Origin of the sequence: Pseudomonas sp. A0308 (assembly GCF_044218815.1) — a bacterium.
Lineage (GTDB): Bacteria > Pseudomonadota > Gammaproteobacteria > Pseudomonadales > Pseudomonadaceae > Aquipseudomonas > Aquipseudomonas iridis.
On record NZ_CP162581.1, the window covers coordinates 5,664,415 to 5,689,706 of the forward strand.

Here is a 25,292-nt window from a genome sequence, read left to right on the forward strand (position 1 = left end):
GCTAATCCCGCCCATCCGAAAGTGCGTTTGAAGGAGAAGTTTCATGCAGATGAACCCGAACAAAGACACCCAGCTGTGCATGTCCCTGTCCGGCCGGCCGGGTAATTTCGGTCTGCGTTTTCATAACCATTTGTATGAGCAGTTGGGCCTGAATTTCTACTACAAGGCCTTCGCCAGTAAGGATCTGACCGGCGCAGTCAGTGGGATTCGCGCGCTGGGCATCCGTGGTTGCGGAGTGTCGATGCCGTTCAAGGAGGCCAGTATTGCGCTGGTCGATGAGCTGGACGCGTCGGCGGCGGCGATTCAGTCGATCAATACCATCGTCAACACCCATGGCCATCTCAAGGCTTACAACACTGACTACATTGCCATCGCACAACTTCTGGAAACCCACGCGGTGCCCAAGGAATCGACCTTCGCTCTGCGCGGCAGCGGTGGCATGGCCAAGGCTGTGGCCAGTGCCCTGCGTGATGGTGGCTACAAAAACGGCTTGATCGTCGCCCGTAACGAGCGCGCCGGGCGTGCACTCGCAGACTCGCTGGGTTATCGCTGGCTGGCAGCATTGGGCGATGAGCGCCCGCAGATGCTGATCAACGTCACTCCGGTCGGTATGGACGGTGGCCCGGAAGCAGGGCAACTGGCGTTTGAGCCTGAGGTGATCAACGCGGCGCAGACTGTGTTTGATGTGGTGGCGATTCCTTCGGAAACGCCGCTGATCGTGCGCGGACGAGCTGAAGGCAAGCGAGTGATCACCGGGCTGGAGGTGATTGCGATCCAGGCGCTGGAGCAGTTTGTGCTTTATACCGGGGTGCGGCCGACCGAAGAGCAGTTTCAGGCAGCGGTGGAGTTTGCGCGTAGCTGAAAGTCATGCGGTGAATGAGCTGGCCCCATCGCTGGCAAGCCAGCTCCCGCAGGGATCTCGGTGAGCACAATACCTGCGTATCACCAAGACCCAATGTGGGAGCTGGCTTGCCAGCGATGAGGTCACTGCGGTGTTTCGGGGTGCCTATACTGCTTCGCCAGCAAGCCCAGACTTGCCCACCCACAAAAACCGAGGTCAGCATGCCCCCGCGTATTCTCAATCTGCATCAGGTCAAACTCGAACCGCTGCCCGAAGCCCTGTCCCCCGAAGGCGAAACCGCCGCACGTTACCAGCAACGCTCAGCGCGGATTGGCCAGCAACTCGGTGCACAGAAGCTCGGGTATCGCCTGTATGCACTGCCGCCGGGTATGCGCGGCAGCCCGTTTCACAGCCATCGGGTCAATGAGGAAATGTTCTACGTGGTGGCCGGGGAGGGCGAGGTCCGTCTTGGCACCGAGCGATTCCCGATCCGGGAAGGTGATGTCATTGCCTGTCCGCCGGGCGGCCCGGAGATGGCGCATCAGATCATCAATACCAGCGCGGGCGAACTGCGCTATCTGGCAGTCAGCACTCAGCAGCAGCCGGATATTTGCGAATACCCGGATTCGAATAAATATGCGGTGATGGACAATTTCACGGTCGATGCCGAAGGCAATGCGTCAGGCTTTGTCGCTGTGGCGCGACAGGCGGATGGGGTTGATTACTGGGATGGCGAATAACACGCACGTCTTAAGGTCGGATATTTCCTGTGGGAGCTAGCCTGCTGGCTCCCACACTGATTTCAGGTGTTTATTCCAGCCGCGCCAGGCGCTCTTCCAGCGCCGCAATCCGCGCCTCAAGCTCTTCGATACGCTCCACCGAAACACCGCTAGCCGCGCCGCGCTCCTGAGGATTGTGCCGCGCCGCCAGAATGACCTCGATATCCGCCGGATCACCCAGCGCATGGGTGTAACGATCTTCGCGCTGCCCGGCCTGACGTGGAATCAACACCGCCAGCCCGCGAGCAATCAGGCGCTCAAGCTGATGCAACACCTGCTCGGCATCTTCGAAATCATGCATGCGCCCGCTGCGGGTCAGCAGTTCGTTGATGGTTTGCGGGCCGCGCAGAAACAGCAGCCCCGTCAGGATCACCTGCGCCGGCACCAGTTCCAGCGCCTTGTCGACCTTGTGCTCCCAGCGGTCGGCACGACTGCCCATGACAAGCTTGGCAAAACCGCGACCTTCCAGAGCGCGCAGGCTCTGGCCAACCTGGCCCTGGGTCAGGTTCATCACCGGTTCACGGCTGGTTTTCTGATTGCAGGCGGTGACCAGTGCGTTGAGGGTCAACGGATAGGTTTCCGGGCTGGTGGCCTGTTTCTCGATCAACGAACCGAGGATACGGATTTCCGTGGCGTTAAGCCGTGGCTCGTCAAAGGTGGATTCTGGTTCGGTGGTCATCGCGCGTTCCCTCAGCAGTCGAAGGCGCCTAGCGTAATCCTTGCCAAACAAAAGGCAAGCCGTGTGGTCATCAAGCATGGCTATAATCGCCCCCATGTTCCACCCAGCCACTACACGAGACTGCCATGACCATTTCCCTGTACGCCGCATCCGTCCCGGTTTTTCAACAAATGCTCAACGCCCTGAGCGATGTCCTGAAAAAGGCTGAAGCCCACGCCACCGAGAAAAACATCGACCCGAACGCCTTCCTGCAAGCGCGCCTGTACCCGGACATGTTCCCGCTGACCCGTCAGGTGCAGATTGCCGTGGACTTCGCCAAAGGTGTTTCCGCGCGTCTGGCTGAAGTCGAACTGCCGAAGTACGACGACAGTGAAACCACCTTCGCCGAGCTGCAAGCCCTGATCGCCAAGGTCCTGGCCTTCATCGGCGAGATCAAGCCTGAGCAGATCGATGGCAAGGAAGGCATCGAAATCGTTACCCGTCCAGGCACGCCGAAAGAGAAGCGCTTCAGTGGCCAGTCCTACCTGCTGACCTACGGTCTGCCGCAGTTCTTCTTCCACGTCACCACCACTTACGCCTTGCTGCGTCACAACGGTGTTGAAGTGGGTAAACGCGATTACATGGGCGCGTTCTAAATCGCCAGGAGCCCCTCACCCTAACCCTCCCGAAACGTCGGACCGCCCGGGGGAGAGGGGTGGGGTGAGGGGGAGCGATTTCAGCCACAAAAAAGCCCGCCAAGGTTCACGCCTTGGCGGGCTTTTTATTGCAGCAAAAATTACGCGGTGCGTTGGGCTTTCTCTTCCTCACCCAGGCACGCCGCTGCGGTAAACAGCACGTCGGTGGAGGAGTTCAGCGCGGTTTCGGCGGAATCCTGCAGCACGCCAATAATGAAACCTACCGCGACCACCTGCATGGCGATCTCGCTTGGAATGCCAAACAGGCTGCACGCCAGCGGAATCAGCAACAGCGAGCCACCGGCCACACCCGAAGCGCCGCAGGCGCAGATCGCGGCGACGACACTCAGCAGGATCGCCGTCGGAATATCTACGGCAATGCCCAGCGTGTGCACTGCGGCCAGGGTCAGCACGGTAATGGTGATTGCCGCGCCGGCCATGTTGATCGTCGCACCCAGCGGGATCGATACCGAGTACGTGTCTTCGTGCAGGCCCAGACGCTTGCTCAATTCCAGGTTGACCGGAATGTTCGCCGCCGAACTGCGGGTGAAGAATGCAGTGATGCCGCTTTCGCGCAGGCACTTGAGGGTCAGCGGATACGGGTTACGACGCAGCTTCCAGAACACGATCAGCGGATTCATCACCAGCGCCACGAACAGCATGCAGCCCAGCAGCACCGCCAGCAGGTGCGCATAACCGACCAGCGCGCCGAAGCCGGACGTAGCCAGCGTCGAAGCGACCAGGCCGAAGATCCCCAGTGGGGCGAAGCGAATCACCACGCGCACGATTACCGTGACACCGTTGGACAGATCACCCAGCACTTCGCGGGTAGTGTCGCCGGCATGACGAATCGCGATGCCCATGCCGATCGCCCAGGCCAGAATGCCGATGAAGTTGGCGTTCATCAGCGCACTCACCGGGTTATCCACCACGCTGAGCAGCAGGCTTTGCAGCACTTCACCGATACCGCCCGGCGCGGATACCGCAACGTTCTCGGTGGCCAGTACCAGATTCGACGGGAACAACATGCTCGCGACCACAGCCACCGCTGCTGCGGAGAAGGTGCCCAGCAGGTAAAGGAACAGAATCGGACGGATGTGAGTTTCCTGGCCGTGCTTGTGGTTGGCGATCGACGCCATGACCAGCACGAACACCAGAATCGGCGCCACGGCTTTCAATGCCGAAACGAACACCTTGCCGATAAACGCCGTCGATTTCGCCGCTTCCGGCGCGAACATCGCCAAGACGATACCGGCAATCAGGCCGATCACGATCTGCGTGACCAGGCTCAGGTTTTTCAAGCGTTGCAATAGAGAAGGGGATGAAGCGGTCATGACGGCATCTCTGTTTTTTTATTGGGTACAAGGTTGCGTGAGGCGGTGGCAAAACCAGGGCAGACCACCACCACGCAGCGAAAGTGTTGACGCAATTTCAACGTCCTTAAACAGGCCGCTGAACGGGTGTACGTTTTTCAGGGCGCGGACTTTATCACAGCGTAGGCCTTATCCTTCAGGCATGTGACGATCTGCCACCCGATCTGTCAGCAAGATAGACAGGTTTGTGCAAGTCAGTCCGGACACACTCTGTTAAGATCGCGCATCCTCATTTTCAAGTTCTGCCAGCGGGCCTTCCGGTCATCGCTGGTGTCGTCGTTTCGTTGGAGTTTCCCATGCTGTTGCCCATCCTTCTGTTGTCCGCCGCCGGTTTCACGGTGCTGACCACGGAATTCGTTATCGTCGGCCTGCTACCGGCGATAGCCCGAGACCTTGAGGTCACCATCCCGCAGGCCGGTCTGCTGGTGACTCTATTCGCTTTTACCGTGGCGATGTTCGGCCCATTCTTGACCGCGTATTTCGCTCGCTTCGAGCGGCGCAAGCTGTTTATCAGCATCCTGATCATGTTCGGTCTGGCCAATACCGTGGCCGCACTGGCGCCCAATATCTGGGTGATGGCGATTGCCCGGTTGATCCCGGCGCTGGGGCTGCCGGTGTTCTGGGCGCTGGCCAGTGAAACGGCGGTGGACATCGTCGGCCCGGACTTTGCCGGTCGAGCCATCGCCAAGATCGGCTTCGGCATTGTCTGCGCCACGGTGTTCGGCATTCCGGTCGGCACCTTGATATCCGATGCGTTCGGCTGGCGCAGCGCGTTTGGCATTCTGGCGGTGATCGCCTTTGCCAAGGCATTGCTGCTGTTTGTGTATCTGCCGAAAACCGATCTGCACCAGCATCAGGTCAGCTTCAGCTCGCAGTTCAAGATCTTGCGCAGCCCGCTGATGATCGGCCACGTCGTGTTGTCGATTCTGGTGTTCAGCGGCATGTTCACCGTTTACACCTATCTGGCCGACATCCTTGAACGCCTCGCCGGTTTCAACGGCACAGTGGTTGGCTGGTGCCTGATGGGCTTCGGCGCGGTCGGCTTGATCGGCAACTCGTTGGGTGGTCGTGCAGTGGACCGCCATCCGCTGGGAGCGTCGGTGTTGTTCTGTGCGTTCATGATTGCCGGCATGGTGTCGCTGGTGCCGAACATTCATTCGCCGCTGGGTTTGACGGTTGCGATGGGGATCTGGGGCGTGACTCAGGCGGCGTTGTTCCTGGTCAGCCATGTGCGTCTGATGAAAGCCGCGCCTGAAGCGCCGGCCTTCGCCGCATCGCTGAACATCGCCGGGGCCAACCTGGGAATCGGTCTGGGCGCGATGGTCGGCGGCCGGGTCATCGACAGCGCAGGTCTGGGCTTCCTCGGGTTTGCCGCCGCAGGATTCATTCTGCTGTCGGTGTTCCTCGCCATGGTGCTGATGACGCTCAAGCCGCGCGACGTCTGCGCCGAGGCTTCATAACGCGGTAAACAGCTCGCGTCGGGCACCTTCGGTAATCGCAACGATGCCGGGGTGCTTGACCTTGCGCTCCACGGATATGGCATAGAACGACTCGGTCACCGCGTCGGTCTGGCCGATCAGCTGAACGCCGTACTGGCGCTTCACTTCCTCGGCAATCACGCTGGGGCCGATAAAAATCCCGCTGCCCGATTGGCCGAAAGCCTGCATCAAGGCACTGTCATCGAACTCGCCGACGATTTGCGGCTGGATCTGCTGCTCGGCAAACCAGCGCTGCAACCGACTGCGCACGACGGTTTCCGGTCCGGGAATCAACAGCGGTGCGCCGTGCAGACTGCGCGGAAAATCCTGACCGAAGCGCGCAGCCAGTTCGGCGGTCGCAAAGAAACTGATCCCGCACTCACCAAGTTTCTGGCTGTAGCCCTTGATGTCGAGGTGTGATGGCATCGGGCTGTCGGAAATCACCAGATCCAGGCGCTGGATCGCCAGATCCGCCAGCAAGCGTTCGAGTTTGTCTTCGCGGCAGGTGATGCGCAGTGGTTCGTTCAGCTCCATGGTTGGCGCGATCAGGCGATAGACGATGGATTTCGGCACCACGTCAGCAACACCAACGCGGAACAGGATCTGCTGTTCGTTGGGCTGGGCGCGCAGCATCAGTTCCAGTTCGCCGCCCAGTTGAAACATCTGCTCGGCGTAGGGCAGGGCCTGACGCCCGGCCTCGGTGAGCTCCAACTGCCGGCCAACCCGTCTGAACAATTCAATACCGTAAGTTTGCTCGAGCAGGGAAATCTGCCCGCTGATAGTCTGTGGCGTCAGGTTCAGCTGCTCGCAGGCACGCACGATGCTGCCGGTCTTGGCGACCACCCAGAAATAATGCAGTTGTCGGTAATTGAGCATTAGCGGCTCCGTCAGTTCGTAAAAATCGAAGTATAGCCGCTAAAAATACGAATTTTCCTGAAGTGTTTCGCTCCCTAGAATGCCCAGCCATCGAGGGTCGGTCTGTGACCCTGACTGTTTATTCCAAGGAAGCCTCATGAAATACACATTCCCTGTGTTGATGTTTACGTCTTTACTGGTTCTGACCGGTTGCGATCAGGCCGAGAAAAGCGCTCAGCAGTTGATGGGCAAAGCGGCCGAAAGCGCCAAGCAAGCCATCGACGACACCCACAAGGCTGCCGAGCAAGCAATCAGCGACGCCACTGGCGGGCTGATCGAGAAAAAAGAACCATCGGAAAAAGACTCGGAAACTTCCGAATCTTCCTCCAAGACCATCTAAATCGTCTTACACAGAGTCAGGACTGACCCATGGAATATCTGTTAGAACTCGCCGCCAGCCCCACCGCCTGGGTTGCCTTGGCCACACTGGTCGTGATGGAGATCGTGCTCGGCATCGATAACCTGATCTTCATTTCGATCCTGACCAACAAGTTGCCTGAGCAGCATCGCCAGAAGGCGCGGCGCATTGGTATCGGCATGGCGTTGATTCTGCGTCTGGCGCTGTTGAGCACCATCGCGTTCATCGTGCAGTTGACCGAGCCGGTGATTGACATCCTCGGCCAGTCTTTCTCCTGGAAGGACATGATCCTGATTGCCGGTGGTCTGTTCCTGGTCTGGAAAGCCACTACCGAAATCCATCACAGCATGGACCCGGCACCGGAAGACCCGAAGTCGGCCACCTCGACGGTCACGCTGGGCTTTGCTGCGGCTATCGGCCAGATCCTGGTGCTCGACATGGTGTTCTCGATCGACAGCATCATCACTGCGGTCGGCATGACCGAACACTTGCCGATCATGATCATCGCGGTCGTGGCCTCGGTACTGGTGATGTTGTTGGCAGCTGATCCGCTGGCCAAGTTCATCAACGACAACCCGACGGTGGTGATGCTGGCCCTGGGCTTCCTGATCATGATCGGCATGACGCTGATCGCCGAAGGCTTCGGCGCCCACGTACCGAAAGGTTATGTGTATGCCGCCATGGCGTTCTCGGCCGGGATTGAAGTGCTGAACATGCTGTCGCGTCGTGCCAAGCAGAAGAAGCTGGCCGCGCAGGCGTAATAGCTGAAAGACAAAAGGCCGCTTGAACTCCTGGAGTTCAGGCGGTTTTTTTTCGACTGAAGATTTGTGGTGTCTATTCGAACCCGCCCGTCATCGCGCCGCCCGCCCAGACCTCTCACGAGGGAGAGGGTTAGGGTGAGGGGCTTTCAGCATTTTTTAATGCGCTGTGGCGTGACGTACGCGATGCTTGTCAACCTTATCTACCGGCGTGGTCTGAACCGGATGATGATGGCGCCGCGCAATCCGCAGCACTCCCCAAAGCATGGCGGTGGCCACGGCCAGCCAGCCGGCAATCAACATTACGATGGTCATGGTCAGGCTCATCAGTGCCTCCTCTTTGCCCTGCATCGGGCGCCCACTTTTCAGTTCGCTCTGTCTCAGTGACAGTCTAGTCACTGGGGTGTTTCAAGCTATTGACCAAAGGTCGGTGATGACCAATCAGTTTGCTCTATGCAATCGATGTGTCTGCGGTTTAAGGCTATACCGCAGCCTTGTGGCGTCCTATGATCCTTGACCTTGCCGGAACACGACGACCGGCGTCTGAACAGAGAGTGACAAAGGTGCAGGTATTTTCTCGAATTCGTGCGGCGCTGGTGGTGGCCGGATGCGCAGCCGTGATGGTTGGGTGTGCGAGCACTGTCGCGCCGCAGGTCAAGCGACTGCCGGAACGGGTCGAGCTGAGCGGCACGTTCTATCGGGGCGAAGCCAATCAAAGCGGCCCACAGGTGTTGGCCAGTCTGTTGTCGCAGCAAGGCATCGTGATCACGCCGGGCTTGCTGGAAAAACCGCTGCACCTGCCCGGTGCCGAGGACAAGCTGCAACAGAACATCCAGAACGTGGCCCGGGAATACGGCATGGTTGTGTATCCGCTGGACAAGAGCTTGCCGGCCTTGTTGACCCAGGTTGCGGCAGGGTTCCCGGTGATGGTGCGGTTCAGCGAAGGTTCGGCATTCTGGGCTGAGCCGCGCTACGCGATTCTTTCCGGTTACGACCGCAATAAACAGAAAGTGCTGCTGCGCGCGGGCATGAACCGTCGCGAGCTGATGAGCTTCAGCGCTTTCGAATCGGCCTTCGAAAAGTCTGGCGGCTGGGCCATCCTGATCCAGAAACCTGCGCAGATTCCTGCGGACGTGGATCGCCAGCGCTGGCTCAAGGCTGCCGACGAGTTGTCCCAGGCAGGTCAGGAATCGGAAGCGGCGCAAGCGCGTAAGGCACTGGCCGCGCACTGAGTCTCCGTTCGTCATCTGCCGGGCACGACTGCGCTCGGCAGGCCTCTGAAGATGACAACCCGTTGTTCACGGGTGAACAAGGAGGCGACATGACAGATTCTCGATCCCCGCAAGGCCCGCATTCTTCCGAGCATTCCTCAGGCGATGACCTGGGGTTTGATCCGGATTCGCCGGATGTCGCCGATCCACAAGTTGATCCTGAAGGTCCCGCCAAGGCACCGCTGGATGTGGAGCCCGGTGAAGAAGAAAAGAAACCGGCCAAACCCTACGATCCTTTAGCCAATCTGAAACCTTGATGTGAGGTGCGTATGAGTACCGATTCAAGCTTCGATGACCAAAAGCCCGACAGCGTGCCGACGACGCCTGAGGAAGGCGTTGATCCAGTGCTCGATCCGGACAGCCCGATGCGCGACCCAATGGCCCGGCCCTTGGTAGCCCCTGGGCTCACGCCGGATGTCAGCAAGGGAGATGGCATTCCTGACGATGACAAGATGCCATTGCCTAACGACTGAGGCGTGTAGATGAAAAAAAGCCCCGAAAATTCGGGGCTTTTTGTTTGGCTACCTTTTACTTGGAGGCTTCAACTACGCCACTTTGGCGGCTCTTGAGGTTTTTATCGGCCTTGTACTGTTGAGCCACCGCTGGAACGTTGGCGCTCTTGCCCGTCTCAACCCAGCTGCGGATACGGCTGGCATCGGCAAAATGTGTGTATTTGCCGAATGCGTCAAGAATCACCAGCGCCACCTGGCGATTGCCCATGCTCGTCACCAGCACCAGGCAATGCCCGGCCTGATTGGTGAAACCGGTCTTGGTAATCCTGATGTTCCAGTTGTCCTTGCTCACCAAATGGTTGGTGTTACGAAAACCCAGGGTGTAGTTGGGTTTGCGGAACGCTACGGTTTTTTCCTTGGTGGTGCTCAACTGAACAAGCAACGGTTGCTTTTGCGCCGCTATCAGCAATTTGCTCAAGTCACGCGCGGTGGATACGTTGCGCGGCGACAGACCAGTCGGCTCGACAAAGTGAGTGCTGGTCATGCCCAGTGCTTTTGCCTTGGCATTCATCGCCGCGATAAACGCTGCGTAGCCACCCGGGTAGTGATGCGCCAGGCTTGCAGCTGCGCGGTTTTCCGAAGACATCAGGGCAATCAGCAGCATCTCGCGGCGCGGCAGTTCACTCTTGAGTTTGACTCGAGAGAACACGCCTCTCATTTCCGGCGTGCTGCTGATATCGACATTGATCCATTCGTCCATGTTCTGTCGGGCTTCAACCACTACCAGTCCAGTCATCAGCTTGCTGACGGAAGCGATCGGAACGATCACGTCAGGATTGCTGGAGTAGATGACTTTGTTGGTCTGCATATCCATGAGCAGGGCGCTGCCGGAAGCGATCTTCAGTGTCGAAGCGTCACGTGGGGCGGCGGTGGTTTCCGCAGCGTTGATCGTTGGCGTGATGAATGCGCCTGTAAATGCAAAAAACAGGCTCAGAATCGAATGACGAATTTTCACGCGGGCGAACTCATAAAAGTTGGATATTCCGTTAGTTTGTAACGGGTTATTTCTTAAAAGCGTCGCATTCTAGAAGTATGGCTGAACATCTGTCGATGGTTGTTTGAATGACCTGAAAATCTCGTGAAAAGACCTGTAAAAAGAGGGGTTTCCGGCGAACGGTTAGTGTTTTTTCTCACGCATGAAAAACCCCGCACGAGGCGGGGTTCCAATACTGCGAAAAAACCGACTTAAGCGTGCAGGGTTTCTGCCGCGTAGAGGGTGTTTTCCAGCAGGCAGGCGCGAGTCATCGGGCCAACGCCGCCCGGCACTGGAGTGATCCAGCCGGCGCGGGGCAGGGCGGTTTCGTAGACAACGTCACCGACCAGTTTGCCGTCTTCCTGACGGTTGATGCCGACGTCGATCACGATCGCGCCTTCCTTGATCCACTCGCCCTTGACCAGGCCCGGCTTGCCGGCGGCCACGACCACCAGATCGGCGCGGCCAACGTGGCCGGCCAGATCCTTGGTGAAGCGGTGTGTCACGGTCACGGTGCAACCGGCCAGCAGCAGTTCCATCGCCATCGGACGACCCACAATGTTGGAGGCGCCGACAACCACCGCATCCATGCCATAAAGATCAGCACCGGTGCTTTCCAGCAGGGTGATGATGCCTTTTGGCGTGCATGGGCGCAGCAGTGGGATGCGCTGGGCCAGACGGCCGACGTTATAAGGGTGGAAACCGTCTACGTCTTTGTCCGGGCGGATGCGCTCCAGTAATTTGGAGGCGTCCAGATGCTCGGGCAGCGGTAGCTGCAACAGAATGCCGTCGATGGCCGGATCGTCGTTAAGACGGTCGACCAGATCGGTCAGCGCTTGCTGAGTGGTGTCAGAGGGCAGGTCGTAGGCTTGCGAGAGGAAGCCGACCTCTTCACAGTCTTTACGCTTGTGCGAGACATAAACCTGAGAGGCAGGATCGCTGCCGACCAGGATCACCGCGAGGCCGGGAGTGCGCAGGCCTTGCTGGCGACGCTCGGCAACTCGTTTGGCGATCTGCTGGCGCAGGCTGGCGGCGATCGATTTGCCGTCGATTAGTTGTGCAGTCATTGCGCGTGATTAACCATCGAGAGGGGAAAAAAAGAGAACGCATTCTCGCATGTCGGGCGGTGAGGGCAAAGGCGCTTGGTCAGCAAATTCCCCTAACTCCTTTAATTAAATGATTTTTTTTCAAAAAGGATTTGACGACCTTTGGAGCGCTCTATACTATTCGTCGCACTTGTCGGGCACAGCCTAGCACTGGTTAAGAAGGTAAAGCGGAATCAACGTTCCGCGGCACTGGAAAGCACTTAGTTTGTAGTCCTTTAAGAGTACAGATTAATAAGGCGCCCGTAGCTCAGCTGGATAGAGCATCCGCCTTCTAAGCGGATGGTCGCAGGTTCGAGTCCTGCCGGGTGCGCCATTAGGCAGCTTTGGCACAAGTAGCGCGATATGGTGGGCGTAGCTCAGTTGGTAGAGCACGGGATTGTGACTCCCGTTGTCGTGGGTTCGATCCCCATCGTCCACCCCATATTTCGAAAAGCGCCAGATTTAACGGTCTGGCGTTTTTGTTTTAAAAGCTTCATCCGCGGATGTGGTGGAATTGGTAGACACACTGGATTTAGGTTCCAGCGCCGCGAGGCGTAAGAGTTCGAGTCTCTTCATCCGCACCAATTAAAGCTTCATTTATGCCTTTGGGCTGGTGAGGTTCAACAAAGAAGTTGTTTGGCTTTTTTGTTACGCAATATGGTGGGCGTAGCTCAGTTGGTAGAGCACGGGATTGTGACTCCCGTTGTCGTGGGTTCGATCCCCATCGTCCACCCCATATTTCGAAAGGCGCCAGATTTAACAGTCTGGCGCCTTTTTTGTTTTAGCGATTTGAAAAGTCGGCGATTGCCGCTTTCGAGTCGCAAGAGCAGGGCGCTTCGTCGAATTTATGTTGCTCGATGATGCTGTGCTGCTCGTCGAGCTTGCTTGCAAGGTCGGCCGTCAGGGAATGATTGGTCGCCGCTTCTATATATAGAAGAGGTCGGCGCAGAGCCCTGGCGTGATTGGTTGTATTCGCCTCGGGGGCGCGACGCATCCGTGCATCGGCTCCTATAAATTGCCTGCTGTTTTTTTACCCGTTTTCAGTAGGGTGACTTCTTGAGTTTGACCCACTAGAATGCATGCCCTTGATTCTGGGGTCGGAAACGGCCGGCTAACGTCTGTGCAACGAGGAATATCCATGCAAGTTTCTGTTGAAAATACTACTGCTCTTGAGCGCCGCATGAGCGTCACCGTGCCGGCTGAGCGTATTGAGAGCCAGGTCAACAAGCGTCTGCAGCAGACTGCCCAAAAGGCCAAGATTGCTGGCTTCCGTCCAGGCAAAGTGCCAATGAGCGAAATCAAGCGCCGTTTCGGTGCTGATGCTCGTCAGGAAGCTGTTGGTGATGTCATCCAGTCCTCCTTCTACGAAGCTGTGGTCGAGCAGAAGCTGAACCCGGCTGGTTCGCCTGCAATCGAGCCAAAGTCGCTCGAAGCTGGCAAGGATCTGGAATACGTTGCCGTATTCGAAGTGTTCCCTGAGTTCACCGTTGCAGGTTTCGAAGGTATCACCGTTGAGCGCCTGAGCGCTGACGTGGCTGACGCTGATCTGGACAAAATGCTCGACATCCTGCGCAAGCAGAACACCCGTTTTGAAGTGGCCGATCGCGCTGCCCAGAACGAAGACCAGCTGAACATCGATTTCGTTGGCAAGGTCGACGGCGAAGTGTTCGCTGGCGGCTCCGCCAAGGGCACTCAGTTGGTGCTGGGTTCCGGCCGCATGATCCCGGGCTTCGAAGATGGCCTGGTTGGCGCTAAGGCGGGCGAAGAGCGCGTTCTGAACCTGACCTTCCCAGAGGACTATCAGAACCTGGACCTGGCTGGCAAAACCGCCGAGTTCACCGTGACTGTAAACACCGTTTCCGAGCCAAAGCTGCCTGAGCTGAACGAAGAGTTCTTCGCTCAATTCGGCATCAAGGAAAGCGGTATCGACGGTTTCCGCACCGAAGTTCGCAAGAACATGGAGCGTGAACTGCGTCAGGCGATCAAATCCAAGGTCAAGAATCAGGTAATGGACGGTCTGCTGGCCACCAACCCGATTGAAGTGCCAAAGGCTCTGCTGTCCAACGAAGTCGACCGTCTGCGCGTGCAGGCTGTTCAGCAGTTCGGTGGCAACATCAAGCCTGACCAACTGCCGGCCGAGCTGTTCGAAGAGCAAGCCAAGCGCCGCGTCGTGCTGGGCCTGATCGTGGCTGAAGTGGTCAAGCAGTTCGACCTCAAGCCTGACGAAGCCCGCGTACGCGAAATGATTCAGGAAATGGCTTCTGCTTACCAGGAACCTGAGCAGGTTGTGTCCTGGTACTACAAGAACGACCAGCAACTGAACGAAGTTCGTTCGGTTGTGCTGGAAGAGCAAGTTGTGGATACTGTTCTGCAGAAAGCTAGCGTGACCGACAAATCGGTCTCTTACGAAGAAGCGGTCAAGCCGGTAGAAGCTCCAACAGCCGACTGATTGTTTTTGCGTTAAGAAGTGCTCACATAAGCCAGCTCTCGAGCTGGCTTATGCGTATTCAAGACATAACTATTTGGGAGTGACTGCAGAGCATGTTCCGTAATTCGTATATTCAGCAGAACTCTGATATCCAGGCCGCAGGCGGCCTGGTTCCGATGGTTGTCGAGCAATCTGCTCGTGGCGAACGCGCCTATGACATCTACTCGCGCCTGCTCAAGGAGCGAGTGATCTTTCTGGTTGGTCCGGTAGAGGACTACATGGCCAACCTGATTTGCGCGCAACTGCTGTTCCTTGAAGCGGAAAACCCTGACAAGGACATCCATCTCTATATCAACTCCCCGGGCGGTTCGGTGACAGCGGGCATGTCGATCTACGACACCATGCAGTTCATCAAACCCAACGTATCGACCACTTGCATCGGCCAGGCCTGCAGCATGGGCGCATTCCTGCTGACCGCAGGTGCTCCAGGCAAGCGTTTCTGCCTGCCGAACTCGCGTGTGATGATTCACCAGCCACTGGGCGGTTTCCAGGGCCAGGCATCGGATATCGAAATCCATGCCAAGGAAATCCTCTTCATTCGCGAACGTCTGAACACGTTGATGGCCAAGCACAGCGGTCACACTCTGGAAGAAATCGAGCGCGATACCAACCGCGATAACTTCATGAGTGCGGAAGCTGCGAAGGCATATGGCTTGATCGACGAAGTGATCAACCAGCGCCCAGCGTAAAAATAAGCAGCTCAAAATAGGCTTGGTCGGCTGGTCTGATCAGCGGCGGGCTTGAAAAAGCCCGCAATAGCCTTCATCTTGTGTTGCAAGCCTATCGGATTTGGATCGAACGAATGACTGACACCCGCAACGGCGAGGACAACGGCAAGCTGCTCTATTGCTCCTTCTGTGGCAAAAGCCAGCATGAAGTGCGCAAATTGATTGCCGGCCCCTCGGTCTTTATCTGCGACGAGTGCGTCGACCTGTGCAATGACATCATCCGCGAGGAGGTGCAGGAAGCCCAGGCCGAAAGCAGCGCGCATAAATTGCCTTCGCCTAAAGAAATCAGCGGCATCCTTGACCAGTACGTCATTGGTCAGGAGCGTGCAAAAAAAGTTCTGGCCGTAGCGGTGTACAACCACTACAAGCGCCTTAACCAGCGTGACAAAAAGGCTGACGACGTCGAACTCGGCAAGAGCAACATCCTGCTGATCGGCCCGACAGGCTCCGGTAAAACCCTGCTGGCCGAAACACTGGCCCGCTTGCTGAACGTTCCGTTCACGATCGCCGACGCCACCACCCTCACCGAGGCCGGTTACGTGGGTGAAGATGTCGAGAACATCATTCAGAAACTGCTGCAGAAGTGCGATTACGACGTAGAGAAAGCCCAGATGGGTATTGTCTATATCGACGAAATCGACAAGATTTCCCGCAAGTCCGACAACCCGTCGATCACCCGGGACGTTTCCGGTGAAGGCGTGCAGCAGGCCTTGCTCAAGTTGATCGAAGGCACGGTCGCTTCCGTACCGCCGCAAGGTGGCCGCAAGCATCCGCAGCAGGAATTCCTGCAGGTCGACACCCGTAACATCCTGTTCATCTGCGGTGGCGCTTTCTCGGGTCTCGAGAAGGTCATCCAGAACCGTTCCACCAAGGGTGGCATCGGTTTTAACGCAGAAGTGCGCAGCAAGGAAGAAGGCAAGAAAGTCGGTGAATCCCTGCGTGAAGTCGAGCCTGACGATCTGGTCAAGTTCGGTCTGATCCCGGAGTTCGTCGGTCGTCTGCCTGTCCTCGCGACGCTGGATGAGCTGGATGAGGCTGCGCTGATGCAGATCCTCACCGAGCCGAAAAATGCTCTGACCAAACAGTATGCCAAGCTGTTCGAGATGGAAGGCGTCGATCTGGAGTTCCGTGCCGATGCACTGAAATCAGTCGCTAAACGTGCCCTGGAACGTAAAACCGGCGCTCGTGGCCTGCGTTCGATTCTCGAAGGTGTGCTGCTCGACACGATGTATGAAATCCCCTCGCAGTCTGAGGTGAGCAAAGTCGTGATCGATGAAAGTGTGATCGAAGGCAAGTCCAAGCCACTGTATATCTACGAAAACAGTGAGCCGACTGCCAAGGCAGCGCCGGACGCATAAGCGTCCACTCTGCCGGAATAAAGAAGGGGCCTTCGGGCCTCTTTTTTTTATGTCGTTTTTTACATCCGCTTTGCGCTTGTTTTTTTTCAAGGCAGCCCCCATCTTGGTTTCAAGCTTAATTCCATCTGATTACGGCCATATGGCCGCCGTAGAGGCGAAATCATGAAGACAACCATCGAATTGCCTCTCTTGCCATTGCGTGATGTCGTGGTTTATCCGCACATGGTTATCCCGCTGTTCGTGGGGCGCGAGAAATCCATCGAAGCCCTCGAAGCTGCGATGACGGGCGACAAGCAGATTCTGTTGCTGGCCCAGAGAAACCCGGCTGATGATGATCCCGGTGAAGACGCTCTCTATCGCGTAGGTACCATCGCTACCGTTCTGCAGCTGCTCAAGCTGCCTGACGGCACCGTCAAGGTGCTGGTCGAGGGTGAGCAGCGCGGTACCGTTGAACGCTTCAGTGAAGTCGACGGGCACTGCCGTGCCGAAGTCTCGCTGATCGAAGAAGTCGAGGCTGTCGAGCGCGAATCCGAAGTGTTCGTGCGCACGCTGCTTTCGCAGTTCGAACAATATGTACAGCTGGGCAAAAAAGTCCCGGCTGAAGTCCTGTCTTCGCTCAACAGCATCGATGAGCCGGGCCGCCTGGTCGACACCATGGCTGCCCACATGGCGCTGAAGATCGAGCAGAAGCAGGAAATTCTCGAAATTATCGATTTGTCGGCACGGGTCGAGCACGTCCTGGCATTGCTGGACGCCGAGATCGATTTGCTGCAAGTCGAAAAACGCATTCGTGGTCGCGTCAAAAAGCAGATGGAGCGCAGTCAGCGCGAGTACTACCTGAATGAGCAGATGAAGGCCATTCAGAAAGAACTGGGTGACAGCGATGAAGGCCACAACGAAATCGAAGACTTGAAAAAGCGTATCGACGCTGCGGGTCTGCCGAAGGACGCCTTGACCAAAGCCACTGCCGAGCTGAACAAGCTCAAGCAAATGTCGCCGATGTCCGCTGAGGCCACCGTGGTGCGCTCGTACATCGACTGGCTGGTGCAGGTGCCGTGGAAGGCGCAGAGCAAGGTGCGTCTGGACCTGGCTCGCGCAGAAGACATTCTCGATGCCGATCACTACGGCCTCGAAGAGGTCAAGGAACGTATCCTTGAATACCTCGCCGTGCAAAAACGCGTGAAAAAAATCCGTGGCCCGGTGTTGTGCCTGGTTGGTCCTCCTGGTGTGGGTAAAACCTCGTTGGCAGAGTCGATTGCTCATGCCACCAACCGCAAATTCGTGCGCATGGCCCTGGGTGGCGTGCGTGATGAAGCGGAAATTCGCGGTCACCGCCGGACTTACATCGGTTCGATGCCGGGAAGATTGATTCAAAAAATGACAAAGGTGGGCGTCCGTAACCCGCTGTTCCTGCTCGATGAAATCGACAAAATGGGCAGCGACATGCGTGGCGATCCGGCATCTGCTTTGCTGGAAGTGCTCGATCCGGAGCAGAACCACAACTTCAACGACCACTATCTGGAAGTCGATTACGACCTTTCGGATGTGATGTTCCTGTGCACCTCGAACTCGATGAACATCCCGCCGGCGCTGCTCGACCGGATGGAAGTCATCCGTCTGCCGGGCTACACCGAAGACGAGAAGATCAACATCGCGGTCAAATACCTGTCGCCTAAGCAGATCACCGCCAACGGTCTGAAGAAAGGCGAACTGGAATTCGACGCCGAAGCCATCCGCGACATCATTCGTTACTACACCCGTGAAGCCGGTGTGCGCGGCCTCGAACGTCAGATCGCCAAGGTCTGCCGCAAGGCGGTGAAAGAGCATGCGATGGAAAAACGCTTCTCGGTGAAAGTGACAGCTGAGCTGCTGGAGCACTTCCTCGGTGTGCGCAAATTCCGCTATGGCCTGGCCGAGCAGCAGGATCAGATCGGTCAGGTCACCGGCCTTGCCTGGACGCAGGTTGGCGGCGAATTGTTGACTATCGAAGCCGCTGTCGTACCGGGCAAAGGTCAGTTGATCAAGACGGGCTCGCTGGGCGATGTAATGGTCGAATCGATCACTGCTGCCCTGACCGTTGTGCGCAGCCGTGCCAAGAGCCTGGGCATTCCTCTGGACTTCCACGAGAAGCGCGACACGCACATTCACATGCCGGAAGGGGCGACCCCGAAGGATGGTCCTAGCGCCGGTGTAGGCATGTGCACGGCATTGGTGTCTGCGCTGACCGGTATTCCGGTGCGCGCTGATGTCGCCATGACGGGCGAAATCACACTGCGTGGTCAGGTACTGGCAATCGGCGGTCTGAAGGAAAAACTGCTGGCGGCACACCGCGGCGGAATCAAGATTGTGATTATTCCGGAAGAGAACGTGCGCGATTTGAAGGAGATTCCTGACAATATCAAGCAGGATCTGCAGATTAAACCGGTTAAATGGATTGACGAGGTCCTGCAAATTGCGCTGCAATACGCGCCGGAGCCCTTGCCGGATGTGGCTCCGGAGATAGTTGCCAAGGATGAAAAACGTGAGTCTGACTCTAAGGAAAGAATTAGCACGCATTAATCGTTTTTGACTGGGTGGCTTCCTTGACAGCTTTTTAGAGCCCTTGTTATAAAGCGGCTCTTAAGTGTTTGTAGGCCATCCAGCACTCGTTTTTGCTTTCACCAAAAAACTTAGAATCATCTCAAAATAGATATAAGGGGACTTAGAGTGAACAAGTCGGAACTGATTGATGCTATCGCTGCATCCGCTGATATCCCGAAAGCTGCTGCTGGCCGTGCGCTGGACGCTGTAATCGAATCCGTCACTGGCGCTCTCAAGGCTGGCGACTCCGTAGTTCTGGTTGGTTTCGGTACTTTCTCCGTAACTGATCGTCCAGCTCGCGTTGGTCGTAACCCACAGACCGGCAAGACGCTGCAAATCGCTGCTGCTAAAAAACCAGGTTTCAAAGCCGGTAAAGCACTGAAAGAAGCGGTTAACTAAGTTTTCAGGTTTTTACCCATCCGGGTCGGGGTTATGCCTGACTTGGCAGCGGAGCGGTAGAGCAGGTCGCTGAAACAGCTGCCTGTAACGCCGGGATCGAGGGTTCGAGCCCTGTCCGCTCCGCCAGTTACGAGAAGGCGCATCCTCGGATGCGCCTTTCTTCTATCCGGATTTTACCCACGCTCCACGGTTGCCTAAATATTGAAATTCAACCGTTTCTGGGGGACGCATGCTGCAGAATATCAGGGACAATTCACAAGGCTGGATTGCCAAGACTATTATCGGGATCATCGTTGTATTGATGGCGTTCACGGGTGTCGAGGCCATTTTCCAGGCTACGACCAACAGCCAGAATGCGGCCACGGTCAACGGTGAAGACATCAGTCAGAACGAGCTCAGCCAGGCCGTTGATATGCAACGCCGTCAACTGATGCAACAGCTGGGCAAGGATTTCGACGCTTCGTTGCTCGATGAAAAAATGCTCCGCGAATCAGCCCTCAAGGGTTTGATCGATCGCAAGCTACTGCTGCAAGGTGCGGACGAAGCGAAATTTGCTTTCTCCGAAGGTGCCCTTGATCAGGTGATTCTGCTGACGCCTGAATTTCAGGTTGACGGCAAGTTCAGCTCCGAGCGTTTCGACCAGGTGATCCGTCAACTGGGTTACAGCCGTATGCAGTTCCGCCAGATGCTGGCTCAGGAAATGCTGATCGGCCAACTGCGTGCCGGTGTTGCAGGCAGCGGCTTTGTGACCGACGCCGAAGTACTGGCTTTCGCCCGTCTGGAAAAACAGACCCGTGACTTCGCGACCCTGAACGTCAAGGCCGATCCGGCTGCAGTCAAAGTAACCGACGATGAGGTCAAGGCTTACTACGACGAACACGCCAAGGAGTTCATGACTCCGGATCAAGTCGTCATCGATTACCTGGAGCTGAAGAAGGCCTCGTTCTTCGACCAGGTTACTGTCAAGGATGAAGACCTGCAGGCGGCGTATCAGAAAGAGATTGCCAACCTGTCGGAGCAGCGTCGCGCGGCTCACATCCTGATCGAAGTGAACGACAAGACCACCGAAGCTCAAGCCAAAGCGAAGATCGAAGAAGTCCAGGCGCGTCTGGCCAAAGGCGAGAAATTCGAAGCGCTGGCCAAGGAGTTCTCGCAGGATCCGGGTTCGGCCAACAATGGCGGTGACCTCGGTTACGCAGGTCCTGGTGTCTACGACCCAGCCTTCGAAAAATCGCTGTACTCGCTGGCCAAAGATCAGGTTTCCGAGCCGGTTCGCACCGATTTCGGTTTCCACCTGATCAAGCTGCTGGGTGTTGAAGCACCTGAAGTGCCGTCCCTGGCCAGCCTGAAAGACAAGCTGACCCGCGATTTGAAAGCGGCGCAGGTCGAGCAGCGTTTCGTCGAGGCGACCAAGCAACTGGAAGACTCCGCGTTTGAAGCGTCTGACCTCGCTCAGCCAGCAGCAGATTTGAAGCTGACCGTTCACACTTCCAAGCCATTCGGCCGTGAAGGTGGCGAAGGGGTTACGGCCAACCGTGCCGTAGTCACTGCTGCATTCAGCACCGAAGTGCTTGATGAGAGTGCCAACAGCACCGCCATTGAGCTGGATCCGGACACGGTGATCGTGCTGCGTGCCAAGGAGCACTTGAAGCCTGCTCAACTGCCTCTGGAAAGCGTGAGTGCGGCCATCCGCACTCAGTTGACCAAAGAGCATGCCAGCGCTGCAGCCAAGACCAAGGCCGAGAAGCTGATTGCTGATCTGCGTGATGGCAAGGCTCCTCTGGACAAAGCAGTTGACGGTCAGGACTGGAAAACCACCGGAGCGGCCACACGTGGTCAGGAAGGTGTTGAACCGGCGGTGCTGCAAGCACTGTTCCGCATGCCGAAACCACCTGCCAAGGACAAACCGACGTTCACCAGTGTGACGTTGCCGGACGGCAGTTTGGTGATCGTTCGCCTCAATGGCGTGAACGAAGCGGCTGCTCCGACGGATGAAGAGAAGGTTCAGTACCGTCGCTTCCTTGCGTCGCGTGAAGGTCAGCAGGACTTTGCGGCGTATCGCAAGCAGTTGGAAAGCAAGGCTGACATCAAGAAGTTCTGATGGCGGTTTGAGCTGTAGTACAAGAAGCCCCGGCCTGTGTGCCGGGGCTTTTTTCTGGGTGCTGCTTTTTCGCCTTGGCGGTCTGTTGGCCGACCACGCTCTTGGGGGGAGTGGGGCGCACATTAAAACAGTGGGAGCCAGCCTGACCGCCGACCAATATCGTCGGAGTGCACGCAGTCTGTGTGGGAGCTGGCTTGCCAGCGATGGCAGGTCGATAGGCGACGTATTGGTTGCTGATGCTCTCTTATGTAACTAACCATTCGGTTTGGGGTGTTGCTGTCGTCGCTTTTAGCCGAGAACTGATTCTGGATTTTGCTGGATTTCCTTCATTGAATTATCAGCGCGACCTTTTTCCGCAATCTGGGGTCGATAGGCTTGTAACCGTTTCAAGACACTAATCCATACGCCGCGAGGGCGCGTTCTGTTGCACAATACGCCCCGGACTGTTTTCCCTCAGGATGTTTAATGTTGATTTCCACTCCCCTGCGTGTTGTCGGGTTGGCGCTGTTGTTGGCCGGTGTTGCCGGTTGTGCGAAAGACAAGCCGATGTATGAGCACGAGAGCTTCGATGACTCCGGTACGTTTTCGCGTAATTACCCCGTGACCGACGTTGTCAGTTGCGAAGCGGCGCGTCGTGCGTTGCTGAGTCAGGGCTACATCATTACCAGCAGCGACTCGAAACTGATCAGTGGCCACAAGAGTTTTCAGCAAACCGGCGATACGCACATGGAGATCAGCTTCAATGTGGTCTGTGCCGATGACGGCAGTGCCGGGCACCACGCGACGATGTTCGCCAATGCCTTGCAGGATCGTTATGCGCTGAAGAAGACCAACAACTCGGCCAGCCTCGGTGTCGGCGTGTTGGGGTCGGTATCGATGCCGATCGGCTCGTCGGACGATTCGATGGTCAAGGTCGCCAGCGAGACGGTGACGGCGCAGAAGTTCTATGAGCGCTTCTTTACCCTGGTCGAACAATTTCTGCCGGCAGAAACCAAGAAAGCTGCACATATCGAGGAAAAGCCGAAGACGGATCTGGGCGTGCCTGAGGCAAAAGTGGCCCCCGCGAGCCTGACGCCAGCCGCAGAGCCCGCTCCAGCGCCTGTTACAGCGCCTTTACCAGCATCGGAGCCAGCCGTGACCGCGCCTGCGCCCGCAGAACCCGCACCGGTCAGTTCCGAGCCGGTAGCGCCTCCTGCGGAGTCGACCCCGATTGTTCCGGCACCCAGTGCAGAACCTGCGCCGGCTACCGAAACCATCACGCCACCGGCCAATCCGACGGACATTCCGCCGCCGTCCGAACCGATTCCGGCAATGCCGGCCTCCGGCCAATAATCCCACGCCTCGGCTCGTCCCCTGCAGGAGCTGCCGAAGGCTGCGATCTTTTGATCTTGAAATCATCAAGGATCGAGCCTTCGGCAGCTCCACAGAGGAATATCTCGTTACATTCCCCTGACAAAAATCCCGCGATAAATTCCTGACCGCCTGCTACGTTTTATTCATGAAGGCCAAGCTTCACTTTTCCTTCACACGGGCACGTTATGCTCGAGGCACCGGGCATTTGCTCAGGCCCATTCAACAGAGCAGCAGGGGGATTACGCGATGGATGACTATCAGGAAGAACTGCTCGAATACCAGGCCTACGAACTGGGTTCGCCAGAGCCGGCGGAAGACGCTACCGAGCTTTAAGGTGTCAGGCTGTTTTACGATGACTGCGGCGGAATTCGCCAGGCGTCTGGCCGCTCCAGCGTTTGAACGCTCGCTGGAATGCTTCGGCTGAAGCAAAGCCGAGCAGGTAAGCGATTTCGCCGAACGCCAGTTCCGTATCGCGGATGTAGGTCATTGCCAAATCACGTCGAGTGTCATTGAGGATCGCGCGAAACTGCGTGCCTTCTTCTGTCAGTTTGCGTCGCAAGGTCCAGGTCGGCAGCTTCAGGCGTGCCGCCACTTCTTCCAGGTCGGGTTCCCGGCCACCATTCAATAACGGCCCAAGCAGTTGCGTGATGCGTTCGCGCAGGCTGCGTGTGCGGGTCAGTTGCTCCAGCTCTCTTTCACACAGTTGCAGCAGATGCCGCCAAGTGCTCGGGCAATGCTCGGGGTTGCGCAGGGCGAGGCTGGCCAGGTTCAGGCGCAACTGGTTGCGCTCGGCGCCGAACTGGATCGGGCAATCACCCAGGGCAGCGTAAGCGTCGCGATAATCGGGCGCGTCGAATTCGATTTCAACGCGTTCAGCCCGCAGCGGTTCGCGGCTGACACTGGACAGTTGATGCAGCCAGCCGGCGATGATCGAATCCACCACGAAACGGTTATAGGCGTTGTACGGGCTGATCGAATAGAAACGCAGCCATGCGCCAGTGGCGTCCTCGTGAAAGCTCGACTGGCCGCGGTAATTGGAACCGTACAACGGTTCGAAGCGGATCAGGCAGCGAGCGGCCTCACGTACGGTAGGCGCCTGTGATGCGGTGACACCGGCCAGTCCCGCCTGGCTCAAGCGACTGAGCTGGCCCATGCGCAGGCCGAGGGCCGGATCCCCGGTCAATTGAATCGCGCCATGCCCCAATCGCATGTAACGCGGAATCGACAGTCGTGCCCCGGCCTCGGCCAATCTTGCCGCATCCAGTGCGTATTGCTCGAGCAGCGGCTGTGGGTCGGCGCCGTGACTGCGAACCGCATCGGCGAGGCTATGAACGAAACCTACCGACAGATCCCCAAGGCGCATCGGCAGCGGCTTCATCGCTTACAACCAGATATTCAGCATACGTGCGCCACGGGCTTCACCGTCGGCGAACTGCTGGCCGTTGCTGTTGAGGAAGCTTTGGCCTGCGCCTGATTTATCCCAGAACTGCCCACGCAGAAATACACTCATGCCGGCGACTGCATGGCTGCTGGGCGGTTGCGCGGTCAAGGTCAGGCGATGCCAGGCCTGGCCTTCGCTGACTTCGCCAGGCTTGAGACTGACGGAGCTTGGTGTGCTCGAACTCTTATAGCCACGCCATGGCTGATTCCATGCACCCTGACCGAATACCTGCGCCGGCACGGCAATCAATTGCGCGCCTTGTTCGTCGAGTTTGCGGTAGTTGTCCGGATACCAGCTGTCGCTGCCGATGAGTACGCCAAGACGCCCGGCCGGGGTATCGACAACGTTGATCGTCTTTTCATTGGCCTGGATGACATCACGCTGGCTGAATACCGGGTGCAGTTGCCGCTGCGGCTGGCCGAGCGGTGCACCGTCGCGACCGAAGACCACGCTGCTGTTGTACAGCGCACCGCTGCCGGGTTTGAGCTGACCGTCTCGGATGCTCGGCTCGGGCAGAACGATTGAGCCGGCCACCAGCGTCACGTGAAATTCCTTGGCCAGGCCGCCGAATAGCGCCTGGTAGTCCTTGGCCATGGTGCGCGATTTCATGCGCAGGTGAGCATCGTCGAGACGGTCTTTGCCCTTGGCGCTGAGCCAGGCACGGGCGAACAACAATGGATTGCTCGCCGCCAGCCAATTCATCGCCTCGGCGAGGGTGGGGGCTTGATAGAGCTCGTCTTTTTCGCCGCTGATCATTAACCAGGTGCCGACATGTTCCGGCAACACCACCACGGTCTTGTCATTCAACAAGCCTTGATCCTGCGCTTGCTGCAAGTACGCCGCGAGTTTGCGGCGCAGGCGCGCGGGGCTTTGGTAGTCGGTGGGGAACAGTTCCGGCTGGATGCCCAGCAGATTACCTCGGTCGGCGGGCGTGCCTTGATCGACCGCCAGTTTGATGCGCAGGTCCGACAGGTAATGCCCCGCAGGCCGGTCTGCCGCCCACATGGCGTAGGTGGTGAGGACGGCAACGAGGGCCATGGAAAAAAACAGGTACAAAAGTTTGCGCATGAAAACCAACAACAACCTGGTACAGGGTATGGCGACTAGGGTAGGGCCCAGGGTCTGGCTTGCCAAGGGGCGCTGCGCAT

Annotated in this window: 25 protein-coding genes and 4 tRNA genes; 20 read left to right on the top strand and 9 right to left on the bottom strand. The window is 57.4% G+C overall.

Going from position 1 to position 25,292, the window contains the following annotated elements; translation table 11 throughout:
- The first annotated feature begins 43 nt into the window (after positions 1–43).
- A complete protein-coding gene (locus tag AB4P92_RS26220) occupies positions 44–862 on the top strand; it encodes a shikimate 5-dehydrogenase (RefSeq protein ID WP_042560036.1) in 819 nt (272 codons plus the stop codon).
- Positions 863–1,062: 200 nt separating this feature from the next.
- The gene (locus tag AB4P92_RS26225; RefSeq protein ID WP_395598396.1) at positions 1,063–1,581 is read left to right on the top strand and encodes a cupin domain-containing protein; all 519 of its coding nucleotides are present in this window, start codon (positions 1,063–1,065) and stop codon (positions 1,579–1,581) included.
- 70 nt (positions 1,582–1,651) lie between these two features.
- On the opposite strand, the gene AB4P92_RS26230 is transcribed toward AB4P92_RS26225, so the two are convergent.
- Positions 1,652–2,299: a YceH family protein gene (locus AB4P92_RS26230; RefSeq protein ID WP_047300698.1), complete on the bottom strand. Its 648-nt coding sequence runs from the start codon at positions 2,297–2,299 to the stop codon at positions 1,652–1,654.
- Positions 2,300–2,424: 125 nt separating this feature from the next.
- On the opposite strand from AB4P92_RS26230, the gene AB4P92_RS26235 reads away from it, so the two are divergent.
- On the top strand, positions 2,425–2,934 hold the full coding sequence (locus AB4P92_RS26235; RefSeq protein WP_042560033.1) for a DUF1993 family protein: 510 nt from the start codon (positions 2,425–2,427) through the stop codon (positions 2,932–2,934).
- Between the two features lie 140 nt (positions 2,935–3,074).
- Here the strand turns inward: AB4P92_RS26235 and sstT are convergent, their stop codons facing one another.
- Positions 3,075–4,307, bottom strand: a complete 1,233-nt coding sequence (gene sstT / locus AB4P92_RS26240; protein ID WP_210623787.1) for a serine/threonine transporter SstT — start codon at positions 4,305–4,307, stop codon at positions 3,075–3,077.
- A 335-nt stretch (positions 4,308–4,642) separates the two neighbouring features.
- Here sstT and AB4P92_RS26245 point away from each other — a divergent pair, with 335 nt between their 5' ends.
- Complete coding sequence (locus AB4P92_RS26245) at positions 4,643–5,806, top strand: MFS transporter (protein ID WP_047300699.1); 1,164 nt, start codon at positions 4,643–4,645, stop codon at positions 5,804–5,806.
- On the opposite strand, the gene nhaR is transcribed toward AB4P92_RS26245, so the two are convergent.
- Positions 5,801–6,700, bottom strand: coding sequence for a transcriptional activator NhaR (gene nhaR / locus AB4P92_RS26250; protein WP_042560030.1), 900 nt, complete (start codon positions 6,698–6,700; stop codon positions 5,801–5,803). The two genes, AB4P92_RS26245 and nhaR, sit on opposite strands and share 6 nt — an antisense overlap.
- Positions 6,701–6,836: 136 nt before the next feature.
- Between nhaR and AB4P92_RS26255 the strand changes: the two genes are divergently transcribed.
- Both AB4P92_RS26255 and AB4P92_RS26260 read left to right on the top strand, forming a co-directional pair.
- A complete protein-coding gene (locus AB4P92_RS26255; RefSeq protein WP_042560029.1) occupies positions 6,837–7,079 on the top strand; it encodes a hypothetical protein in 243 nt (80 codons plus the stop codon).
- A gap of 29 nt (positions 7,080–7,108) precedes the next feature.
- The gene (locus tag AB4P92_RS26260; RefSeq protein ID WP_042560028.1) at positions 7,109–7,858 is read left to right on the top strand and encodes a TerC family protein; all 750 of its coding nucleotides are present in this window, start codon (positions 7,109–7,111) and stop codon (positions 7,856–7,858) included.
- Positions 7,859–8,014: 156 nt separating this feature from the next.
- Here AB4P92_RS26260 and AB4P92_RS26265 read toward each other — a convergent pair whose 3' ends face one another.
- Positions 8,015–8,182 (bottom strand): hypothetical protein, encoded by a 168-nt coding sequence (locus AB4P92_RS26265; RefSeq protein WP_210623785.1) that lies wholly within the window; start codon positions 8,180–8,182, stop codon positions 8,015–8,017.
- Positions 8,183–8,361: 179 nt separating this feature from the next.
- Between AB4P92_RS26265 and AB4P92_RS26270 the strand changes: the two genes are divergently transcribed.
- The 3 genes from AB4P92_RS26270 to AB4P92_RS26280 all read left to right on the top strand — a co-directional run bounded on the left by AB4P92_RS26270 (position 8,362) and on the right by AB4P92_RS26280 (position 9,599).
- On the top strand, positions 8,362–9,087 hold the full coding sequence (locus AB4P92_RS26270) for a peptidase C39 family protein (protein ID WP_047300700.1): 726 nt from the start codon (positions 8,362–8,364) through the stop codon (positions 9,085–9,087).
- Between the two features lie 89 nt (positions 9,088–9,176).
- Complete coding sequence (locus AB4P92_RS26275) at positions 9,177–9,383, top strand: DUF6021 family protein (protein ID WP_395598397.1); 207 nt, start codon at positions 9,177–9,179, stop codon at positions 9,381–9,383.
- Between the two features lie 12 nt (positions 9,384–9,395).
- Positions 9,396–9,599 carry a hypothetical protein gene (locus AB4P92_RS26280; protein WP_042560024.1) on the top strand — a complete coding sequence of 68 codons (204 nt, stop codon included), beginning with the start codon at positions 9,396–9,398 and terminating at the stop codon, positions 9,597–9,599.
- A gap of 55 nt (positions 9,600–9,654) precedes the next feature.
- Here the strand turns inward: AB4P92_RS26280 and pbpG are convergent, their stop codons facing one another.
- Positions 9,655–10,593, bottom strand: coding sequence for a D-alanyl-D-alanine endopeptidase (pbpG, locus tag AB4P92_RS26285; RefSeq protein ID WP_042560023.1), 939 nt, complete (start codon positions 10,591–10,593; stop codon positions 9,655–9,657).
- Between the two features lie 230 nt (positions 10,594–10,823).
- Positions 10,824–11,678, bottom strand: a complete 855-nt coding sequence (gene folD, locus AB4P92_RS26290; RefSeq protein WP_042559951.1) for a bifunctional methylenetetrahydrofolate dehydrogenase/methenyltetrahydrofolate cyclohydrolase FolD — start codon at positions 11,676–11,678, stop codon at positions 10,824–10,826.
- A 275-nt stretch (positions 11,679–11,953) separates the two neighbouring features.
- On the opposite strand from folD, the gene AB4P92_RS26295 reads away from it, so the two are divergent.
- The 4 genes from AB4P92_RS26295 (at position 11,954) to AB4P92_RS26310 (ending at position 12,432) form a co-directional block, all read left to right on the top strand.
- A tRNA-Arg gene (locus AB4P92_RS26295) sits at positions 11,954–12,030 on the top strand.
- Between the two features lie 32 nt (positions 12,031–12,062).
- Positions 12,063–12,138, top strand: a tRNA-His gene (locus AB4P92_RS26300).
- Between the two features lie 57 nt (positions 12,139–12,195).
- A tRNA-Leu gene (locus tag AB4P92_RS26305) sits at positions 12,196–12,280 on the top strand.
- 76 nt (positions 12,281–12,356) lie between these two features.
- Positions 12,357–12,432, top strand: a tRNA-His gene (locus AB4P92_RS26310).
- A gap of 45 nt (positions 12,433–12,477) precedes the next feature.
- Here AB4P92_RS26310 and AB4P92_RS26315 read toward each other — a convergent pair.
- Positions 12,478–12,690 (bottom strand): hypothetical protein, encoded by a 213-nt coding sequence (locus AB4P92_RS26315; protein ID WP_042559950.1) that lies wholly within the window; start codon positions 12,688–12,690, stop codon positions 12,478–12,480.
- A 144-nt stretch (positions 12,691–12,834) separates the two neighbouring features.
- On the opposite strand from AB4P92_RS26315, the gene tig reads away from it, so the two are divergent.
- From tig to AB4P92_RS26350, 7 genes are all read left to right on the top strand, one after another.
- Positions 12,835–14,145, top strand: coding sequence for a trigger factor (gene tig / locus AB4P92_RS26320; RefSeq protein WP_042559949.1), 1,311 nt, complete (start codon positions 12,835–12,837; stop codon positions 14,143–14,145).
- A 92-nt stretch (positions 14,146–14,237) separates the two neighbouring features.
- Positions 14,238–14,873 (top strand): ATP-dependent Clp endopeptidase proteolytic subunit ClpP, encoded by a 636-nt coding sequence (clpP, locus tag AB4P92_RS26325; protein WP_042559948.1) that lies wholly within the window; start codon positions 14,238–14,240, stop codon positions 14,871–14,873.
- Between the two features lie 113 nt (positions 14,874–14,986).
- Complete coding sequence (gene clpX, locus AB4P92_RS26330) at positions 14,987–16,270, top strand: ATP-dependent Clp protease ATP-binding subunit ClpX (protein ID WP_042559947.1); 1,284 nt, start codon at positions 14,987–14,989, stop codon at positions 16,268–16,270.
- Positions 16,271–16,432: 162 nt separating this feature from the next.
- Entirely contained in the window at positions 16,433–18,829 is a 2,397-nt protein-coding gene (gene lon, locus AB4P92_RS26335; protein WP_042559946.1) for an endopeptidase La, read from the top strand.
- 147 nt (positions 18,830–18,976) lie between these two features.
- Positions 18,977–19,249 (top strand): HU family DNA-binding protein, encoded by a 273-nt coding sequence (locus AB4P92_RS26340; RefSeq protein ID WP_008077714.1) that lies wholly within the window; start codon positions 18,977–18,979, stop codon positions 19,247–19,249.
- 229 nt (positions 19,250–19,478) lie between these two features.
- The gene (locus AB4P92_RS26345; RefSeq protein WP_395598398.1) at positions 19,479–21,350 is read left to right on the top strand and encodes a SurA N-terminal domain-containing protein; all 1,872 of its coding nucleotides are present in this window, start codon (positions 19,479–19,481) and stop codon (positions 21,348–21,350) included.
- A 465-nt stretch (positions 21,351–21,815) separates the two neighbouring features.
- On the top strand, positions 21,816–22,682 hold the full coding sequence (locus AB4P92_RS26350) for a DUF2242 domain-containing protein (protein ID WP_395598399.1): 867 nt from the start codon (positions 21,816–21,818) through the stop codon (positions 22,680–22,682).
- Between the two features lie 358 nt (positions 22,683–23,040).
- Here the strand turns inward: AB4P92_RS26350 and AB4P92_RS26355 are convergent, their stop codons facing one another.
- Together AB4P92_RS26355 and AB4P92_RS26360 are read right to left on the bottom strand one after the other, a co-directional pair.
- Positions 23,041–24,081 carry an AraC family transcriptional regulator gene (locus AB4P92_RS26355; RefSeq protein WP_042559942.1) on the bottom strand — a complete coding sequence of 347 codons (1,041 nt, stop codon included), beginning with the start codon at positions 24,079–24,081 and terminating at the stop codon, positions 23,041–23,043.
- A 3-nt stretch (positions 24,082–24,084) separates the two neighbouring features.
- Positions 24,085–25,212 (bottom strand): carbon-nitrogen hydrolase family protein, encoded by a 1,128-nt coding sequence (locus tag AB4P92_RS26360; protein ID WP_047302020.1) that lies wholly within the window; start codon positions 25,210–25,212, stop codon positions 24,085–24,087.
- Between the last annotated feature and the right edge of the window lie 80 nt (positions 25,213–25,292).

What these genes read in the sequence shown, in the direction of transcription:
- AB4P92_RS26220 (WP_042560036.1), top strand. Translation starts at nt 44, where the DNA reads ATGCAGATGAACCCGAACAAAGACACCCAGCTGTGCATGTCCCTGTCC.
- AB4P92_RS26315 (WP_042559950.1), bottom strand. Translation starts at nt 12,690, where the DNA reads ATGCGTCGCGCCCCCGAGGCGAATACAACCAATCACGCCAGGGCTCTG.
- folD (WP_042559951.1), bottom strand. Translation starts at nt 11,678, where the DNA reads ATGACTGCACAACTAATCGACGGCAAATCGATCGCCGCCAGCCTGCGC.
- AB4P92_RS26260 (WP_042560028.1), top strand. Translation starts at nt 7,109, where the DNA reads ATGGAATATCTGTTAGAACTCGCCGCCAGCCCCACCGCCTGGGTTGCC.
- AB4P92_RS26265 (WP_210623785.1), bottom strand. Translation starts at nt 8,182, where the DNA reads ATGAGCCTGACCATGACCATCGTAATGTTGATTGCCGGCTGGCTGGCC.
- AB4P92_RS26235 (WP_042560033.1), top strand. Translation starts at nt 2,425, where the DNA reads ATGACCATTTCCCTGTACGCCGCATCCGTCCCGGTTTTTCAACAAATG.
- clpX (WP_042559947.1), top strand. Translation starts at nt 14,987, where the DNA reads ATGACTGACACCCGCAACGGCGAGGACAACGGCAAGCTGCTCTATTGC.
- AB4P92_RS26360 (WP_047302020.1), bottom strand. Translation starts at nt 25,212, where the DNA reads ATGCGCAAACTTTTGTACCTGTTTTTTTCCATGGCCCTCGTTGCCGTC.
- AB4P92_RS26255 (WP_042560029.1), top strand. Translation starts at nt 6,837, where the DNA reads ATGAAATACACATTCCCTGTGTTGATGTTTACGTCTTTACTGGTTCTG.
- tig (WP_042559949.1), top strand. Translation starts at nt 12,835, where the DNA reads ATGCAAGTTTCTGTTGAAAATACTACTGCTCTTGAGCGCCGCATGAGC.
- AB4P92_RS26350 (WP_395598399.1), top strand. Translation starts at nt 21,816, where the DNA reads ATGTTGATTTCCACTCCCCTGCGTGTTGTCGGGTTGGCGCTGTTGTTG.
- AB4P92_RS26275 (WP_395598397.1), top strand. Translation starts at nt 9,177, where the DNA reads ATGACAGATTCTCGATCCCCGCAAGGCCCGCATTCTTCCGAGCATTCC.
- sstT (WP_210623787.1), bottom strand. Translation starts at nt 4,307, where the DNA reads ATGACCGCTTCATCCCCTTCTCTATTGCAACGCTTGAAAAACCTGAGC.
- AB4P92_RS26280 (WP_042560024.1), top strand. Translation starts at nt 9,396, where the DNA reads ATGAGTACCGATTCAAGCTTCGATGACCAAAAGCCCGACAGCGTGCCG.
- AB4P92_RS26230 (WP_047300698.1), bottom strand. Translation starts at nt 2,299, where the DNA reads ATGACCACCGAACCAGAATCCACCTTTGACGAGCCACGGCTTAACGCC.
- AB4P92_RS26355 (WP_042559942.1), bottom strand. Translation starts at nt 24,081, where the DNA reads ATGAAGCCGCTGCCGATGCGCCTTGGGGATCTGTCGGTAGGTTTCGTT.
- lon (WP_042559946.1), top strand. Translation starts at nt 16,433, where the DNA reads ATGAAGACAACCATCGAATTGCCTCTCTTGCCATTGCGTGATGTCGTG.
- AB4P92_RS26225 (WP_395598396.1), top strand. Translation starts at nt 1,063, where the DNA reads ATGCCCCCGCGTATTCTCAATCTGCATCAGGTCAAACTCGAACCGCTG.
- nhaR (WP_042560030.1), bottom strand. Translation starts at nt 6,700, where the DNA reads ATGCTCAATTACCGACAACTGCATTATTTCTGGGTGGTCGCCAAGACC.
- AB4P92_RS26270 (WP_047300700.1), top strand. Translation starts at nt 8,362, where the DNA reads ATGATCCTTGACCTTGCCGGAACACGACGACCGGCGTCTGAACAGAGA.
- clpP (WP_042559948.1), top strand. Translation starts at nt 14,238, where the DNA reads ATGTTCCGTAATTCGTATATTCAGCAGAACTCTGATATCCAGGCCGCA.
- AB4P92_RS26345 (WP_395598398.1), top strand. Translation starts at nt 19,479, where the DNA reads ATGCTGCAGAATATCAGGGACAATTCACAAGGCTGGATTGCCAAGACT.
- AB4P92_RS26245 (WP_047300699.1), top strand. Translation starts at nt 4,643, where the DNA reads ATGCTGTTGCCCATCCTTCTGTTGTCCGCCGCCGGTTTCACGGTGCTG.